Here is a 17981-nt window from a genome sequence, read left to right on the forward strand (position 1 = left end):
TTGTGCAACGAGCAGGTCCCGCTTTTGAATAAGTGAAAAACCAGCTGTTACTCTGTAAAATAAAGCGCTAACATTTTGGTGCCGGGGATCAGGTGTCCCCTTATTTAATCAAGCTTCTTTGATAGTTTGCTATTCTTGAATAATCTTGTTCCAGTGCTCTCGATAAGCTGATGAAGATTGGCACCAGCTGTCTGTATTCTTTTGCGGCTTCCTCATTCGGCATATGTTTTTGAGTACTGCCGATCATGTCAGAAACTACATCAAACGAATCAATTTTACCTGTTGCATAAAGACCGAGGATGCAAGCACCAAGGCAAGAGCTTTCGTAGCTTTCAGGAACGACTACCTCAATGTCGAATATATCGGACATCATCTGGCGCCATACATCTGATCTTGCGAAACCACCGGTAGCCTGAATCCTTGTAACCGGACTCTCCATCGCTTCGGTGAGCGCTAAAAAGACGGTATACAGGTTGAAAATGACCCCCTCTAATGCTGCGCGGATCATGTGCTCTTTTTTATGGGACATCGTCAGTCCGAAAAAGGAACCGCGGACATCAGGATTCCATAAAGGGGCACGCTCGCCTGCAAGGTATGGATGGAACAACAACCCTTCCGCTCCAGGCCTTACGCGCTCAGCGATTTTAGTTAACACATTATAAGGATCGATTCCTAAACGCTTTGCTGTCTCGACTTCTGATGCAGCGAATTCATCGCGGATCCAGCGAAGGACCATCCCGCCATTGTTAACAGGTCCGCCGATTACCCAGTGGTTTTCAGTCAGTGCGTAGCAAAAAATCCGTCCTTTTTCATCGGTTTGCGGTTCGTCGATAATCGTACGGATAGCACCGCTTGTCCCGATTGTGACTGCAATTTCGCCTTTGCCAATCGCATTGACTCCGAGGTTGGAAAGGACCCCGTCACTTGCACCGATGACGAAAGGTGTCTGTGGGTCAATTCCCAGTTGCATCGCAATTTCCGGATCGATGTTCGTGAAAGTCTTTGTAGTCGGTACAAGCTCGGATAAATGGTTTTTGGTGATTCCTGCAATTTGCAGGGCTTCTTCATCCCAGTCCAGATTCTTGAGATTCATCATCCCCATTGCTGACGCCAATGAGTGATCAACCACATACTGATCAAAGAACTTTTTAAAAATAAACTCCTTGATACCGATGTATTTTTTCGCCTTGGTGGCGATTTCGGGACGCTCGTTCACAATCCAGGCAATTTTGCTTAATGGTGACATCGGATGTATCGGCGTTCCGGTGCGCTTGTAAATTTCATGTCCATTCAGTTCATTCTGGATTTTATGAGCCCATGCTTCACTGCGGTTGTCCGCCCAGGTGATGCATGGTGTAAGCGGCTCATCATTTTCATCAATCGGAATGACGCTATGCATCGCGCTGCTGAATGAGATGAAAGCCAATTTTTTTTGCTGGTGGTGCTTCATTATTTTTGTAATGGCCGTCAGAACCGCCATATAAATTTCTTCAGGATCTTGCTCGGCTGTTGAAATATCCGGTGTATAAAGAGGGTAGCCAATGTTCTCCTGCTGGACGACTTCACCTTTTTCACTGAATAAAACAGCCTTGGTACTTGTTGTACCGATGTCGACCCCTAGCATATACTCAGTCACTTTTCTCCACTCCCTTGGAAAGCGTTTGCTGCGATATCCAAAGGTCTTCAACTTTACCTTGAACATCATCAAAATTTTGGTGTAAGGATTTAATCATAAGTTCGCGATTCTTCGTTTTGATGGCTTCAATATAAAGCTCGTGATTTTCGAGGATGCGGTCGAAGTCCTCGTATTTTTCTTTGATTCTTGCCCGCATCGATAACAGGATGAAAGCTTCCATGACGGGTTTCGTGTTGTCCCAGATCATTTTGATATAGGAATGATTAATCGCCCGGATGATCGTTTCATGGAAGAGGACATCCTGCAGGCTGAATTCGTCGGCATCCTTGTATTTGATGGCAATTTTCATCATTTCGAGGATCTTGCTCAATTCAATTACCAGGTCAGTCGTGTCTATTTTAATGAGTCGTTCAAAAACAAATGATTCGATCAATAAGCGGACGTCGTAAATCTCTTCGATATCTTTTTCTGTCAGTCCAATGACAACGGCACCCATTCGTTCAAGTCGGATCAAGTTTTCGGAAGCGAGAATTTTCAATGCTTCCCGGATTGGAGAACGGCTGACACTGAAGTCGGCAGCCAGTTTATTTTCCGAAAGGATGGCACCGCTTTCAATCAATCCCGAGATTATTTGCATCCGTAGCTCACTTGCGACACGGTCACCAGTCGATGCTTTTGAAAGCCATTTCTGGGGATAAAGAAATTCCTGCTTTTCCGTCATTACATCACCTTCCTGGTTAATCAAGTATACTTGTATACAAGTATTATAAAACGGATTTGAAAAATTGCAAGCGTTTTCTGTTTTGTTTATTTTGCCAAATTATTTTGTGGTCATTCCAGGATGGGGGGATTTGTGATGTGATTTTGTCCAGAGGTGTATGGGAGTTAACAGAGTTAGAAATATGTGACCGAAAAGAGAAGGAGCCGAAAATTTCGGTAACAAGTTGGAGGAACATGTGCCCGAAAAGAGGAGGAGCCGAAGATTTCGGTAACAAGTTGGAGGAACATGTGCCCGAACAGAGGAGGAGCCGAAAATTTCGGTAACAAGTTAGAGGAACATCTGCCCGAAAAGAGAAGGAGCCGAAGATTTCGGTAACAAGTTAGAGGAACATGTGCCCGAAAAGAGGAGGAGCCGAAGATTTCGGTAACAAGTTGGAGGAACATGTGCCCGAAAAGAGGAGGAGCCGAAGATTTCGGTAATATAAAAAATAAAAAAATTACCATAAAGGTGATAGACACTTCATGGCAATTCTTATAGTACTCCATTACTCGTAATAGGTGGAACTACACTCTCCCTTGGCTGAGAAATTGCTCTTTAATACTCTCCTAATGGTTTTCGGGGGGATACGAGCATCGATCCACTCATAGAGAGTCGCTGTGGTCACTTTGCGCTCTGGAAAAAGCAACTGAAAACTTTTGGCGGCACGAATCACCACCGATTCAATATGCTCTTGAGATTCACATTGCCTGCAAATGAATTTATTCCTGCTATAACTCTCCAAAAACTCCCCGCAAGCCTCACAAATAACCCCTTTCCTCAACCGATCAAAATCGTATCCCGGCACTCTGGAAAATGGTGATTTCTTAATATGCAAAGACAATAGTGCCTCCGCCAGTTTGGTATGTTTGTTTGTTAATTTTGAAGTGGTACGGTTCATCTTATCCATAAAGCGGTTCAGTTGGTTTGGTAAAATAATGGGTGATTTTAGTGGTGTTTGCAGAAGGGCGAATTCAGGGTTGATGAACACGAGGTGAGGTTCGAGAGGGATGTAAAAGCCCAGATTTTTTAGTAGTTGCTTTAGTAGAGATTCTGCGCGGCTTAGTTGATGGAGGGGATTTTTGATTTCGGTGCCGGCGACTGTCTTAAATTTGTCTCCATCCAGATAATAGTCTCCTTCAAGATTTTTCACTTCGAAAAGATGCAGCCGGTCCTGCGTGATCACGAGGGAGTCGATTTGAAAATGAGTGCCATTTACTTCGAGGAGCAGGTCGTTGATAATGAGGCTTTCGACTATATGGTTCGTGAACCAATGATCGAAGTGTACTTCTCCTTCATAGCCTTTCTCCAGCGTTCGCAGGTTTTGAGCATCTTTCTCTTCCAATTCCATCCGGGCCTTAAGGGTTTGTAGGATTACTAATTCTTCTGGTTTGGTTCTTTCTTTTACTATCATATTCCACTTCCTTTCTTCTTTCATTGTAAAAAAGTGCCCGCGAAAAATCAGTGAACATTTTACGAATTATGATAAATCTGTTACTATTAACCTAATTTCATATGATCTTATCAGATCGGTGAGGTAGAGGAGCGAATAACAAGATTAGTCCATCGGAGTATGACATCGTTGATGGTGGATGAAAGGGTTGTTTGCCGAAGCGTAATTAGGGTCAAACTGGTTACTGCTGGGATGCTTTCTGAACAAGGAGCAGACTGTCATGCTTGGTTTTGTGCATGGAGAACTACTGATCGAAATGGAGGATAACGTATATTGTAAAAAGCAATGATAGGTTATTTTCTGTCATTGCTTTTTGCATGCCAGAGCTTTCCAAGTATCCCCCTTCTATCAAACTCCTAACGCACTCCCCAGGCATTCACCATTTTTATCTATCCAAAGGGGAGATTCTTCTTGAGAACCATATACAAAAATGGAACCATCTATACATTCAACACGCGCAATCCAATTGTACAAGCAGTGGTCATCGAAAATGGCCGTTTTATTGATATGGGATCATCCGCAGATATGGTGCTGCAATGGGGCAGCCAGGCACAGGTGATCGATTTGGAAGGAAAAACAGCTACTCCTGGCCTGATTGACAGCCATCTTCACCTGTCGATTATGGCGGATAGTTTTATCAATCTCGATTTTGTCGGAATCACGTCCAAGCATGAGATGCTGGCAAAAATTCAGGCAAAAGCCAGTCAGCTTGCGCCGGGGGAATGGATTGTCGGCAGCAGCTGGGATGAGAATCTTTTTACGGACGGAGGAATCCCGACGATTTCGGAGCTGGATTATGTGGCGCCTGTCAATCCGTTATTTTTAACAAGAACATGCTTGCACGCGACTCTAGTCAACAGCAAGGCGTTGGAAGTGAGCGGCTATCACCCGGCAATTACAGTGCCAGAAGGCGGCACCATCGTACTGGATGATATTACGAAACAGCCGACGGGATTATTCCTGGAGTCAGCGGCGAATCTGATCAGGCAGTACATCCCTGAGCGCTCATACGACGACTGGAAAAAAGCGATGCGCCAGACGATGCATTTTGCGATGAGCAAGGGGCTGACTAGCGTACATACGAATGATCCGCTTTATCTCGGCGGGCTTGAAAAAACGTGGAATCTATTCAATGAGCTTTTAAATGGAGAGCAGCTCGGCTTACGCAGCAATCTCTTGATCAACCATGAATTTTTACCAAACCTGAAAGAAGCTGGAATGTACACTGGTTATGGCAATGATACGCTGCAAATCGGCTCGGTGAAGATTTTTGCCGACGGGGCGTTTGGCCGGAGAACCGCACTGTTATCGGAACCATATAGTGATGCGCCAGGCCATTACGGCGATGCGATGTATGATCAGGAGCATTTATACGAACTCGTGAAAGGTGCACGGGAGCTGGATATGCCGATTGCAGTCCATACGATTGGCGATCAGGCACTGGAAAATGTTCTCGATGTGCTGGATCAGTTCCCAACTGTAGCATATCGCGACCGGCTGATTCATGCCCAGGTTTTAAGAGAAGAATTGATTCCTCGACTGAAAGCACCTAGCAGGATTGCGGATATCCAGCCGCGGTTTATTGCGAGTGATTTCCCATGGGTCCAGGAGCGTCTAGGTGAAGAGAGAATCAAGCTTTCCTACGCATGGAAAACATTAATGGAAGCAGGTGTTATTTGTGCAGGAGGCTCTGATTCTCCGGTTGAGCCAGTCGATCCAATTCTCGGAATCCATGCCGCAGTCACTCGGAAAAAACCAGGTGAAACCCATGACGGTTATGTGCCAGAGCAGAAGTTGTCGATGGTCGATGCGTTCCGCTTGTTCACAGAGCTCGGTGCTTATCCAACGAACGAAGAGACGCTTAAAGGAACGATCTCCCGCGGAAAATTAGCGGATATTACCGTTTACTCAGCCAATCCATTCGAAATGGAAGAACCGGATGAACTTTTAACGATGAAAGTTGAAATGACCATCATAGGCGGAGAAGTCAAATATCGCAGGCATTCTTAGCAGTATGGGGACGGTTTTTTACTTCTAAATTGGAAGAAAACCGTCCTTTTTTCGTTTTTATGGCTAAAGTCCTAAAATTTTCAAAAATTAAACCGAAATAGAAAGTAAGAATAGTAATTTACTATATTGCTGGACAGGAGAGCGGAAAATGAAATTCAAGAAGAGATTCGCAAGAAAATCACAGATGAAGTTCAATGTTCGCGCCAAACTATTGGCGGGCTTTTTCTCGGTTTTGACTTTGCTGGCAGTTGTGGCAATCATAACGAATTTTCAGTTTAACAAGATGAACAACCAGTATTCTTCATCCATTGATGAACGGATGGATAAGGTGAATCTGATTGTCGAGATGAAGGATGCAATCATGAGGGAGCAACTGGCACTCCAAAAGTATATGGCAAATGGTGATGGTGAAAGCCTGATTGAATTTGAGGGTGCGGTAGAAGATTTTGAAAAAAGCTCTAAAAAATATTTAAGCTCGACAGAATCAGCTGAGGAGAAGAAGGTAGGAGATAACCTTGTTGCAGCTGAGGCACAATATTATGAGATGGCATCAGAGGCTTTTATTTTAATAAGAGATGAACAAATGGTCAAGGTCAGGTTGTTGATGCAGGAAAAAGGAAATCCTCTTATCTTCAGCCTGAATTCTGCTGCTGAGGATGCGTTTGAGTACCAGGAAGATGCCTTGAATTCTACGAGTGAAACGTTATCTGGAGACGTACAAAAAGTAGCCTTGCTGATCATTATACTCAGTGCAGCGGCTTTTATCATTGGAATCGGAATTGCAACTTACATAAGCAGGGTGATTTCCAAGCCTGTCCAGCTTGTGTCTCAGGCGGCAAAGCAATTGGCTGATGGAAACCTCGTTATTGATAAAATCAATGTGAAGAATAACGATGAAATTGGGCAGTTAGCAACAGATTTTAATGAAATGGCGACCAACTTGAGGAATTTGATTTTGCAGGTAAGCAGTACTTCGGAGCAGGTTGCCGCCTCTGCTGAAGAAATGATGGCAAGTACGGAACAGACCAATTCTGCTACGCACCAGGTAGCAACGGCAATCCAGGAGGTCGCAGGCGGTGCAGAGCTCCAGAGTAAAAATACCGAGGAAAGTGCGAAAGCGGTAGGCGAGATGTCTGGAGGAATCCAGCGCGCTGCCGAAACGACTTCGAATGTTGCCGAGTCTGCGGCAGAAACGGCAAAACAAGCACAAGTTGGACAGGAATCTTTGGAAAAAGTAATCGAAAAGATGAAGTCCATCAATGATACGACAAGCGAAACTAATGGAGTAATAAAGGATCTGGATCGGAAGTCCGCTGAAATCGGCAAGATCATTGAGGTTATCACAGGTATCGCGGACCAGACGAATTTGCTTGCGCTGAATGCTGCCATTGAAGCAGCAAGGGCTGGGGAGCATGGCAAGGGCTTTGCGGTTGTCGCAGATGAAGTCAGGAAATTGGCCGAGCTTTCAAGACAGTCTGCCAGCCAGATTTCGGGTTTGATTGAGGTTATCCAAAAAGAAACCCACCAGGTCGTGGAAATGATGAATAAAGGAACGGTCGAGATATCTGAAGGGTCGTTATTAGTTGAGGAGACGGGTCGTACATTTGAGGAGATTCTAAAATCGATCGAAAATGTCAGCGAGGAAATCCAGGAGGTATCCGCAATTTCAGAAGAAATGTCGGCAAGCGTCCAGCAGGTGAACGCCTCAATCGAAGAGGTGACCAAAATTGCCCGCGGCTCCGTCGCAAGCACAGCAGAAATCGCATCCGCAACGGAGGAACAGCTGGCATCAATGGAAGAAGTCGCTTCATCATCCGCTTCACTAGCTAATCTGGCAGAGAATCTGAGAGAGATGGTCACAAAGTTCAAAGTATAATTTTGAGAAGCATGAGGACGAGGAGTTCTTATGCTTCTTTTTTTGTTGGAGTATTGGAGAACGCGAATGAGAAAAAATGAAAAAAGTGGTCACCGATAGGCATCAATCAGAATACAGGTACACTCGCCCAAGCCAAAGTCGTGATAAACGCATATAAAGTTAATGAATACAAAAAGAGAAGAGGGAGGTAAGCCGTATGCATGCATACAGACATCCTTATCGAACGCATGATCAGAGGTTTTGGGGCTTTGGATTACCGTTTTTAGGTGGTTTGGCTGGTGGATTATTGGGCGGTGCTTTACTTTATCCGCGTCCTTATTATGGTTATGGCTATCCTGGATACCCGCCATATGGATATCCTTGCTGTCCACCTAGATATCCGTTTTATTATTAATGAGCCAATAACAAAAGGGAATGAGCTGCTTAGCTCATTCCCTACTTTTATTTAACTAATGTTTGCTTGTTTATTTTCATGCTTATCCATGAATTCGAGTGATAGCTCATTGAATTCATCGGCTTTTTCAATATTGCAGACATGTCCGCACCGCTCCAAAATCACCAGATCGGAGCTTTCGTCCCCGTGAAGGTCTTCTGCTAATTCCTTAACAAACATATGGTCCTCAGCACCTGAGATATATAGCTTTGGGACATTCTTGCTTTTTTCTTGAACCTTGCTATAGGTGGTTTTGACGTCACTGGCAAGAGGGTACCACGCAAGGAAGTTTTTTCGCTTCATCTTATAGGCTTCCTGGATGAAAAATCTCCTTGAGCCTTTATGGTTTCCACGAGGCATCAGGATCCAGGCCAATATGCGGTAAAGCCACATAAATGGAATGAAATCCCTTATTAACCAGGCGAATTTAATCAGTGATTTTGCAAATAGGTTTAACCTTGTGATTGCTCCTCCAAGGACTGCTGACCTCACTCGTCCGGGTTCCGTCTGCAGCAGATGATGGACGATGATCGTTCCCAGCGAAACGCCGACAAAATGGGCCTTGCGGATTGAGAGGTGGTCTAATATCTTGAGGATTTCCCTGACAATCAAGTCAAATGAGAGTCTTTCTTTATAGGAATCTATGTCTGGTGATTCTGCATGGCCAGGCATGTTAATCGCGACTATATTATATTTTTTCAGGAATGGCTTTAGCTGTTTGTAGAAAATATTCGAGTTCCCGCCAATTCCGTGCAGCAGTACAATATACTCTGAGCCGCGGCCCTTATACAATCTGTAATCTAGCATCCGATTCTCCTTAGTGGTTCATATGGTGATAATTAATGATACCCTTGATGCTGATGTTAGTAAACAAAAAGCAGATGCCAAAATAATGGCAGGCACCATCCTGATAGGATGATACCTGCCGTGTGGAATTATTTTTTCTTGCCTTTGTGGTCCACTTTTATGACCACTGTTGTCAATGGATCAAGAGTTATCTTGCCATTTGTAAGTTTAAAGCCAGATGGCTTGGATACAGGTGTTTTTCCTGCTTCGTCGTTATCGACTAAAACCTTAGCTTTATAGAAATCAAGGTCCCCTAAAGTCAACTTGCGAGTTTCAGTGTCAGCGTTTACGAATACGTAGTATGTTCCGGTTTTATCCGTCGATACGTTCTCGTATGCGATGACTAAATCTGAATCTTTGATTTCAGGTAAATCTAGCAATTTTACATTCTGATCAACTAGTTCTTTCTCGCCTAGGCGGAAAGCATTTGTTGATTTTCTCAGTTCAATTAGGCCTTGAGTGTAGGCTTGTGTTGTAGTGTTAACTGAGTATTCCTTTTTGTTTGTTGCTTTTTGCCAGTCAAACATGTTGATGGCATCGGAAGAATCGTACGAATCGTGGATGAAGTATCCAAATGGATTTCCTTGTTCATCCGTCAATTCGTGATATTTCTGCTCAGGAACGCCTTCGCCTTTCCATTGCTTCGTTCTTCCATATTCCTGGCCGGCATGAAGGAATGCTGTACCCTGTGACGTCAGGATCATGGAGTTGCCAAGTCGAATCCGTTTATGAATCTCAAGGTTGTTTTCAGGAATTGCTGGATCCTTTTTAATCGACTGGGCAATGACATCATATAGCGGCAGGTTATCGTGTGCCGCGATGTACTGGACCATATCGCCCGGGTCATCGTCAGCTGTATTGCCTGGCTGGCCTTTGATGTTTTTGAAAATCGTATTGATATCACGCGCACCGCCAGTCAGGAATCGTGGCTCACCTTCAGAGCCAAAGCCTGATTTCAATTCGTTGCGGATTTCATCAGAGAATACACCAACATCATCTGTTTTATCCATCCAATCCTGGTCAGCACCCATGCCAGCAAGTTCAGGCTCGGCGATGTGGCCAGCGAATGTTCTCCAGCCTTCACCGATGAACAATGCATCAGGGTTAACGGAAGCTGCAGCATTGTATGCATTTTGGACTGCCGGATAGGTTGCGTCACCCATCATATCGAAACGCATTCCATCAATCTTGTATTCTTCAAACCAGTATTTCACGGAATCTACCATCAGCTTTTCAGCCATTTTGTGGCTTGTTGCCAGGTTGTTTCCAAAGCCGCCAAGGAAGTTTCCTTGCGCATCCTGGAACGCATAGTAGTTAGGAACGATATCATTCAGTTGACTGGATTTTGCCATATGAGTGTAAACAACATCAAGGACAACACCCATTCCTGCATCATGAATCGCATCAATCATCTGCTTCAATTCTTTTACGCGTAATTCAGGATCAGCTGCATCCTCTGAATAAGCGCCATCTGGCGAGAAGTAGCTGTGTGGGTCATAGCCCCAGTTGTACTCATTTCCGCCAGCAGAGTAATCGAGCTCTCTTTGGCCCATCTTCGTTTCATCACCATAATACCAAGCCATTACAGGAAGTAATTGAACGTGTGTTACACCAAGCTTTTTAATATAATCCAGCTTGTCGATGAAGGCATTGTAAGAACCCCATCTAGCGTCCAGGTCACCAGCGATAGATGGATCAGAAGTGAAGTCACGTACATGAACTTCATAAATCACGGCATCTTCACGCTTCTCATAGCCTTTGATTTTTGCATGATCGAAATCTTCAGGGTCTGTCCCGCTCATGTCAACAATCGCTGCTTTACCGACAGTATCTCCGTCCGGACCAGCTTCGCCCTCTGTATTCACTGTAAAGGCTGCCATCGATTTTGCATAAGGATCAAGAACCTTCTTTGTCACTCCAGCATTTGTTACCTCATACTGGTAAAAATAACCCTTAAGATCGGTTACATTCAAGTCGCCAGGAGCTACGTCAGCAGACCAGACTCCTTTTTCACCCTTTATTAACTCAATGCTGCCAATTTGCTCAGCTGCATTGTCTTTGTTGAAGAAGTTTGCCACAACCTTGCTTGCTTTAGGAGCCCACAGCTTCAATGTAGCTGCGCCATCCTTATAGGTAGCACCGAGGTCATCGCCATCATAGGCAAACATTTCATCAAGCATTCTCCAGCTTGTCGCAGCAGAAACTGTTCTGTCTGCAAATGTTACGGATAATGGAAGCTTATCTAAATCGAATGTTGCTTTCACTTTTACAGCAGTGGCGCTTGTGATTTCAGCACTTGTCACTGAAACTTCAGTACCATCTGAATCTTTGATTTCCAGTTTTGATTTTAAATCATCAGCAGTTAAGCCATCTGTCATCGTGAAGCCTAGTAGAATTGTATCTTCTGAGATGACTTCTGCAGACGTTAGGCCGGTAGCCTGCTCCCAGTAAGGAGAGATGTAGACATTGTCATCACCTTGTTTAACCCAGACGTGGTTGTATTTGTCGAGAAGGTTGAAGTTTTTGTCTCCGCCGTCCTTTTCTCCGTTTGTCTTTTTGAGAGTAATCATTCCAATTTCTTTCGCATTTTCCTTTAACTGAATGTCAACATAAGCACCATAACGATCCGTGCCAGAGAAGGAAGCAGCTCCTACAGGCCAGTTCTCAGAAGGTGCAGCGACATCGCCCCAGTTCCATAGGCCAAAGTTTTCGTAGTCAGTATTGTCACGTACATAGTGGACGCGGACAGTGTTATCAGGCAGGTTGACTGGTTCATAAGTGTAAACCTTGTCATCGCCTTGTTTGATGAAAATTTCATTGATTTCAGGTGAAGTGATGGTAAAGCCTTTGTCTCCGCCGTCTTTGCCAGCATCACCTTTTGTTACGTCCATGACGAGGAAGCCGATGTTCTTTGCGCCATCTGTAAGCTCGACGTCAATGTATGCGCCATAGCTGTCCGTTTTTTCGAACATTGTAGCTCCGACTGGCCAGTTGGCAGAAGGGGAGGTTACATCGTTCCATAGCCATGCTCCGTAGTTTTGATAGTTGTTGTCGTCACGCTTGTAATGGATACGGACATGGTTCGCAGGAATTGGTTCAACTGTTCCATCTCCGCCGCCATCTCCAGTACCAGCAGCAGCAGCTGTAATCGTGCCGCCTTCGACTGTTAGCAAAACAGTACCGCCATCAGCCATTGCAGGGATTGTTAAAGTGACTTCTCCCGCTTCTGTAGCAGTGTAAGTCTGGTTTGAATAGTGGTCTGTAACGACCGCTCCTGCATCAACTGTCAATATCACTTCTTTAGCCGCGTCAGCAATGTTCAATCCAACATATGCCGCTTCATTTCCGTAATTTCTTGCAAAAAACATGAACTGATCAGCGTCTTTTCCGCCGATTGCTGTACGTTCACCTTTAGCGAATACTTCAGAATGATCTCCCCTGAAGTTCAAAATCTTTTTATAGTGTTCTAGGACATCGTTGCCTTCAACCTGATCCCAGGCAAAGTCGTAGCGGTTATCATATTGAGGATAGTTATTCTCACCGCTTTGTCCAAGTTCTTCACCGTAGTAAATGACCGGCTGGCCTTTTGCTGTTGCCTGAAGGGAAGCAGCAACCTTTAGCTTGCCTGTGTCATTGCCAGTATCGAAAAGGAATCCATTTTCATCGTGGCTTCCCAGGAACTGGCCTAAAGTAGCTGTGTTATCAATTTTTGAGTTACGTGTCATTAACGCATCATTAGCTGACTTTAGGTTTCCGTTTACAAATGAATGAGCAATATCGTTAAAGTCAAAATCAAGCAGGGAATCCATCATACCTGATTCTAGGTAACCATAATCGTCGTTAGCACTTGCACCCCAGGCTTCGCCGATCATTTTGTGCTTCGGCATTTTTTCAGTGATTGCGTTCTTGAACGCCATCCATGTAGCATCTTCAACGTGCTTTACAGTGTCCATGCGGAAGTAGTCAATAGTGTTGCCGTTATCGGTCGTGGCTTTGTCAATCCAGTCAGTCTGCCAATCGATGATTTGCTGGCGTACTTCTGGATCTTCTGTTTTAAAGTCTGGAAGTCCAGCTAATTCGCCAACGACTTCATCGGATCCAACTTCGGCACTTGTTCCCTGACGAAGAAGAGTGCTGAATGTGCTGCGCTCATCATCTGTTGGGTAGCCGGCTGGCGGATTTTCCACAGAACCATCAATATCTTTCAAACCATATCCAGTATGGTTCAATACGACATCGACCATAATCTTGATGCCGCGTTCATGGGCAGCGTCAATCAGGTTATGGAAGTCTCCCATTGTCCCGAAGTGAGGGTTCAATTCGCCAAAATTGCTTGCCCAGTATCCGTGATACCCATAATAAGAAGGATCACCCTCATTGTAACGGACATTGTGCTTAACATTCTCAACAATCGGGCTGATCCAGATTGTGTTAACACCCAGCTCATCAAGATAGTCTAATTTTTCAGTGATTCCCTTGAAATCTCCACCCTGATATGTACCGCGATCAGTAGTGTCATAGTTTAATCCATAAGGATCATTATTAGCAGAATCCCCATCAAAGAATCTGTCAGTCAGCATGAAGTAGATGATTGACTCGTCCCAGTCAAAATCATTTTCGCCGACAGACTGTCTTGTTTTTACATCCACAGTAGCTGTTCCGTTATGTGGATTTCCGAATGAATCAATAACTGTTAGTGGAATCGATTTTGTACCTGCTGTTACGTTGTCATCGACGCTAATCGTAACTTCTTTTAACGATGGGTCGATTTCAAGAGCTTTTGACCCACCAAGCGCAGAAACATCAGCCGTGATATTGCTGATTTCTATTCCTTCTGTCAGGCCTTGTACATTAACTGTGAGCACAGCGTTTTGGTTGTAGTCAATCTCTGCCGGGTTGACTGAACCTGAAACAGTCAGGTCAGCGTTGGCGTAGGTGATTTTTGAAACACCATCAACTGTATTGTAAGGATCTGTTACTTCATTCGTAACTCCATCTTTTGTTACCAGATATGTGTATTCATTTGTGCCGTTTGGAATGTTCTCATATGAAACTGCGAACCTCTCATTCTCTGGCTCATATGTCATTGGAATAGTTTCGCCATTGAACTTCAATTCTACATTCTCAATCGTGTCCATTGCATCGTTAGCGAAAAGCTCTTTATCACGATAGTAGAAAGTAGCATTGCCATCCGTAATTAATGGAGCTGATCCATCGGGAACGATGCGAATCTGCTCTACTCCACTTGTGATGAATGCTTTTGTAATGGAGTCGTTTTTGTTGAGTTTGATAAAACGGTCTCCGAATTCTTTTTGTGCAGTATCCCAGTTATAAGTACTGCGAAGAACAAATCCCATTTGCGCAGTATCAGCGCCTACGGGGATATCAGCAACAGCTTTGCTGCCTTCCTTTGTTGTAAAATCAACCTGGCCATCTTGTACTCCTGTATTCCAGGTCCAAATATTCCATTCTCCAAAGTTTTGATCCTCGCGAATGTAAGTGAAACGTATTTTGCGATCAGTCGATTCGGAGGTTACAGTCGTCGTTCCTTCAGCATTAGCCTGCTGTGCAGGTATAAAAGGAAGCCATAAACTCAAAATCATGATCGCCGTCATGAAAATCGAGAAACTACGTTTTGTGCTTTTTCTCATATGGATTTTTTCCTCCCTAGTTTGAATGGTGTGGCTAGAGTAGTAGAAATGAACCTCCTTTCTATAAGTCAGGAATTTAAATGAAACCGTTTGCACAATCTGGTAAAAAATTTTAAACCACAGAATTATGCAAGCGCTTGCAATGTACTTTCCTTTTAATTTTACAATATTGCCATCTATCCAGCAACGAACCAACAACAAGCAACATACATGCAAATAGTGCCAAAAACCTACATAAAATGGTAGAGAAATAGGTTAAAAGCAACAAGAAAGTTATCAAATTTTATAAAATATACAAAAATAAAAGCCTCCATAAAGAAGATATGTCGAAATCTAAAAGAAAAATAAGTGAAAAGACCTATATTTCATTCTTCACTCACTATTGGAAATGAATAATCCATTTCTTGTATTCTTTATGCCAGAACAAGCCTGAAAATAGAATCTTAAAGGTCATTCATACGGTTGTGAGAACCCTAAAAGCAATGATGATTAAAAAAGGTCACTCATCTGTGTAGTGAGTGACCAAATAGTATTATCGGAAGACGAAATCATCTCTTCATTAAAACCAATCTACAACGTCCTGCCCAGGAACTCCACAACTTTAGGTGCGACTACCGTATTTGGTTCATCTACTAATCTCCCTCCTGGAATTCCAGGGAAGATGGTAAACCAGAAGTGCCCTTTATCTGGAATTACCAATTTTTCAACGGCGATTTCGGCTATGGAAAGCTGTGTGAAAAAGTCCCTTGATTGTTTCGCCGGTACAATGGTGTCTTGTTCACCCCAGATCATCAGGCAGTTAAGGTCTTTAAGTGACTGGAGTCTGGGTAATTGTGCAGAGGGGGAGGCGGCTTCGTATAAATCTGGTGCTTCTGTGGGACCTTTCCCAAAGAGATTTCCAACTGGATCGTCGTCTCTCGTAACCTGGGTATAGTTCCACCAGGCAGCCACATCGTATACTCCATACACACTGATAATGCTTTTGACGTCCGGCTTATCCAGGGCCAGCATCAAGGCAAGCTGAGCACCGCAAGAGTCGCCGATGATACCGATTCTGTCCGTATTGATATGATATTTTTCAGCATTCTTAATGAGCCAATCATAGGCATCACGAATGTCTTCCAACACTCCAGGCCACGTGGGATTATATTTGGATGAAAGCCGGTAGTCAATCGACATTGCGGTGTACCCATTTTCTGCAAGATATGGTCCCCAATCCTGGTACATCTCTTTTGAACCGGCCTGCCATGCGCCTCCATGGATAAGGATAACACCTGGTGCAGAATCCGACGATTCTTTCGCAGGCAAAAAAACGTCCGCCAGCATGCTTTTACCTTCTAAAACTTTAAAAACCTGATCTTTTTCAACTCGTATATTAGCAATCACGGCAACTCCTCCTAAACACTACATTCGATTTGGCAAGAATAACGAAATCTCTGGAAAAAGGATAATGATGATCAGCCCAATTAAGAGAGGGACAATGAAAATCAACGCTCCCTTTATGATTTCTCCTAGACTGACGTCAGGAACGACAGATTTTAAAACAAATAAATTAAAACCAACAGGCGGCGAGATGGCTGCAATTTCAATATTGATGGTCACCATGATCCCGAACCAGATCGGATCATAGCCTAATGCTGTTACGGTAGGGAAGAATAGCGGAATGACAATGACGAGGATACTCATCGGATCTAAAAACATTCCCAGTACTAACAGCAAAATATTAATGAGGACGATGATTACCCAACCTGGAATATCGAGCCCTAACAGCGAAGTCGCCATGCTTTGCGGAATTCCTAAACGGTTCAGAACAAAGGCACTGAACACTCCGCCGATGACTAAAAATAAAAACATCCCGGTTGTCTTTACCGTATTGCTAAGGATCTCAATGATATTTTTACGGCCTAAATATCCCATCAAACCAACGATTGCTAATGCTGTAGAGGCACCGATTGCTGCCGACTCTGTCGGTGTCGTGAATCCAGTGTAAATCGAGCCCATTACGAAAAACACGAGAATGACAATTGGCAGCACGGACCTCAAGGACAAGAAGCGCTCGCTCCATTTCACTTTCGTCCTCACGACAGGTACCATCTCCGGTTTTACAAGAGCAATGATGAGGAACGTCAAACATAGAAGTACTGCAATCAGCGCACCGGGCAAAAAGCCGGCGATAAACAATTTTCCGATCGATGTTTCGGTGATGACACCATACAGGATCAGCGCCACGCTTGGGGGAATCAAGATTCCTAATGTTCCTCCGGCTGCTGTTGCGCCAATCGCGAGCCGTTGCGAATATCCTTGTTTGATCATTTCCGGCACTGCAATTTTTCCAATGGCTGCTGCTGTTACCGGGCTTGACCCACATATGGCAGCAAACCCAGTGCTTGTCAGAACTGTACCCATTCCGAGTGCCCCCGGAAAGCGTCCAAGCCATAACTGGGTTGTCCGAAAAACTTGGGCCCCGATTGGGGATGAGGAGATGACTTCGGTCATTAAAACAAACATCGGTACGACCATAAGCACAAAACTGGTCGAGTTCGAGAAGGTAATACTCGATAATTGTGCCAGCGCGTTAGGAGAGATGAACAAAATCGTCCCTATAACCCCAATCATGCCCATGGCCACCGCAACGGATATACCAGTCGACAAGAATAGCATCAGCGCAATAATGAAGGCGAAAAATAACAAAAATGATTCCATCATGCTTCACTCCTATCCAGGCTAACAATAATCACTGATTGATCACTCTTTTTTGAGAGATTGATTCCACCTGTTGCTTTTTTACCGGAGCTTCTCGGTAAAATACAATCACCAGACATAAAATCGAGGTTAATATAAATTGCAGAGCTCCAATAGGGGCAATCATATAGATATATTTCATTGGAAGCTCGATGGCGACCGGAAAGATTCGATTATCCTCAAAAACTTTCAACGTCGTCTCGGTTACTTGCCAGAACAGTACAGATCCGTAAATGGTCGTTAACAGGAAGGCAATCATCTTTAAATACCATTGAACCCTGACTGGGAACTTGGACAAGAAGAGATCCGTCGACACATGCTGCCCGCTCTCTAAAGCGGGCGCAAGTGCGAGGAAAAAAATATAAACCAGAGTGAAGCGGGCAAGGTCCAAAGCCCATAATGACGGCGAGTCAAAGAAGTTCCGCATGATTACATCATAGGTAATGATGAACACCATTCCTAAAATGAAGATGCCTCCTAGAAGGGTAAATACAAAGTTTATCTTTTTCATCACTTTTTCAGTTTTGGTCAGGAATATAGGTTCTTTAGACATGCAGCCAGACCTCCCATCAATTCA

General features: G+C 44.1%; 11 protein-coding genes and 1 riboswitch. Of the genes, 3 read left to right on the plus strand and 8 right to left on the minus strand.

Annotated elements, in window-relative coordinates; genetic code table 11:
- Positions 1-100: 100 nt before the first annotated feature.
- The 3 genes from gntK to DYI25_RS18865 form a co-directional block, all read right to left on the minus strand.
- Positions 101-1636, minus strand: a complete 1536-nt coding sequence (gene gntK / locus DYI25_RS18855) for a gluconokinase (protein ID WP_213371827.1) — start codon at positions 1634-1636, stop codon at positions 101-103.
- On the minus strand, positions 1629-2357 hold the full coding sequence (locus DYI25_RS18860; protein WP_213371829.1) for a GntR family transcriptional regulator: 729 nt from the start codon (positions 2355-2357) through the stop codon (positions 1629-1631). The genes gntK and DYI25_RS18860 overlap by 8 nt, the downstream gene beginning before the upstream one ends.
- A gap of 544 nt (positions 2358-2901) precedes the next feature.
- A complete protein-coding gene (locus DYI25_RS18865; RefSeq protein ID WP_213371831.1) occupies positions 2902-3807 on the minus strand; it encodes a nuclease-related domain-containing protein in 906 nt (301 codons plus the stop codon).
- A 116-nt stretch (positions 3808-3923) separates the two neighbouring features.
- Positions 3924-4101, plus strand: a riboswitch (Lysine riboswitch).
- A 156-nt stretch (positions 4102-4257) separates the two neighbouring features.
- Between DYI25_RS18865 and DYI25_RS18870 the strand changes: the two genes are divergently transcribed.
- The 3 genes from DYI25_RS18870 (at position 4258) to DYI25_RS18880 (ending at position 8126) form a co-directional block, all read left to right on the plus strand.
- Positions 4258-5856, plus strand: coding sequence for an amidohydrolase (locus DYI25_RS18870; RefSeq protein ID WP_213371833.1), 1599 nt, complete (start codon positions 4258-4260; stop codon positions 5854-5856).
- A 148-nt stretch (positions 5857-6004) separates the two neighbouring features.
- Positions 6005-7732 carry a methyl-accepting chemotaxis protein gene (locus DYI25_RS18875; protein WP_249745550.1) on the plus strand — a complete coding sequence of 576 codons (1728 nt, stop codon included), beginning with the start codon at positions 6005-6007 and terminating at the stop codon, positions 7730-7732.
- 196 nt (positions 7733-7928) lie between these two features.
- Positions 7929-8126: a hypothetical protein gene (locus DYI25_RS18880; protein WP_213371834.1), complete on the plus strand. Its 198-nt coding sequence runs from the start codon at positions 7929-7931 to the stop codon at positions 8124-8126.
- 51 nt (positions 8127-8177) lie between these two features.
- On the opposite strand, the gene DYI25_RS18885 is transcribed toward DYI25_RS18880, so the two are convergent.
- The 5 genes from DYI25_RS18885 to DYI25_RS18905 all read right to left on the minus strand — a co-directional run bounded on the left by DYI25_RS18885 (position 8178) and on the right by DYI25_RS18905 (position 17957).
- Positions 8178-8972: an alpha/beta fold hydrolase gene (locus DYI25_RS18885; protein ID WP_213371836.1), complete on the minus strand. Its 795-nt coding sequence runs from the start codon at positions 8970-8972 to the stop codon at positions 8178-8180.
- A 128-nt stretch (positions 8973-9100) separates the two neighbouring features.
- Entirely contained in the window at positions 9101-14662 is a 5562-nt protein-coding gene (locus DYI25_RS18890) for a pullulanase (RefSeq protein ID WP_213371838.1), read from the minus strand.
- A gap of 570 nt (positions 14663-15232) precedes the next feature.
- A complete protein-coding gene (locus tag DYI25_RS18895) occupies positions 15233-16048 on the minus strand; it encodes an alpha/beta fold hydrolase (RefSeq protein WP_213371840.1) in 816 nt (271 codons plus the stop codon).
- A gap of 18 nt (positions 16049-16066) precedes the next feature.
- Positions 16067-17368 carry a TRAP transporter large permease gene (locus tag DYI25_RS18900; RefSeq protein ID WP_213371842.1) on the minus strand — a complete coding sequence of 434 codons (1302 nt, stop codon included), beginning with the start codon at positions 17366-17368 and terminating at the stop codon, positions 16067-16069.
- A 28-nt stretch (positions 17369-17396) separates the two neighbouring features.
- Positions 17397-17957, minus strand: a complete 561-nt coding sequence (locus DYI25_RS18905) for a TRAP transporter small permease (protein WP_213371844.1) — start codon at positions 17955-17957, stop codon at positions 17397-17399.
- Positions 17958-17981: the final 24 nt, after the last annotated feature.

The organism is Mesobacillus boroniphilus, assembly GCF_018424685.1.
GTDB lineage: Bacteria > Bacillota > Bacilli > Bacillales > Cytobacillaceae > Mesobacillus > Mesobacillus boroniphilus_A.

Excerpts from the sequence above, each read along its gene's own strand:
- DYI25_RS18885 (WP_213371836.1), bottom strand. The coding sequence starts at position 8,972 with ATGCTAGATTACAGATTGTATAAGGGCCGCGGCTCAGAGTATATTGTA.
- DYI25_RS18890 (WP_213371838.1), bottom strand. The coding sequence starts at position 14,662 with ATGAGAAAAAGCACAAAACGTAGTTTCTCGATTTTCATGACGGCGATC.
- DYI25_RS18900 (WP_213371842.1), bottom strand. The coding sequence starts at position 17,368 with ATGATGGAATCATTTTTGTTATTTTTCGCCTTCATTATTGCGCTGATG.
- DYI25_RS18905 (WP_213371844.1), bottom strand. The coding sequence starts at position 17,957 with ATGTCTAAAGAACCTATATTCCTGACCAAAACTGAAAAAGTGATGAAA.
- DYI25_RS18880 (WP_213371834.1), top strand. The coding sequence starts at position 7,929 with ATGCATGCATACAGACATCCTTATCGAACGCATGATCAGAGGTTTTGG.
- DYI25_RS18860 (WP_213371829.1), bottom strand. The coding sequence starts at position 2,357 with ATGACGGAAAAGCAGGAATTTCTTTATCCCCAGAAATGGCTTTCAAAA.
- DYI25_RS18875 (WP_249745550.1), top strand. The coding sequence starts at position 6,005 with ATGAAATTCAAGAAGAGATTCGCAAGAAAATCACAGATGAAGTTCAAT.
- DYI25_RS18865 (WP_213371831.1), bottom strand. The coding sequence starts at position 3,807 with ATGATAGTAAAAGAAAGAACCAAACCAGAAGAATTAGTAATCCTACAA.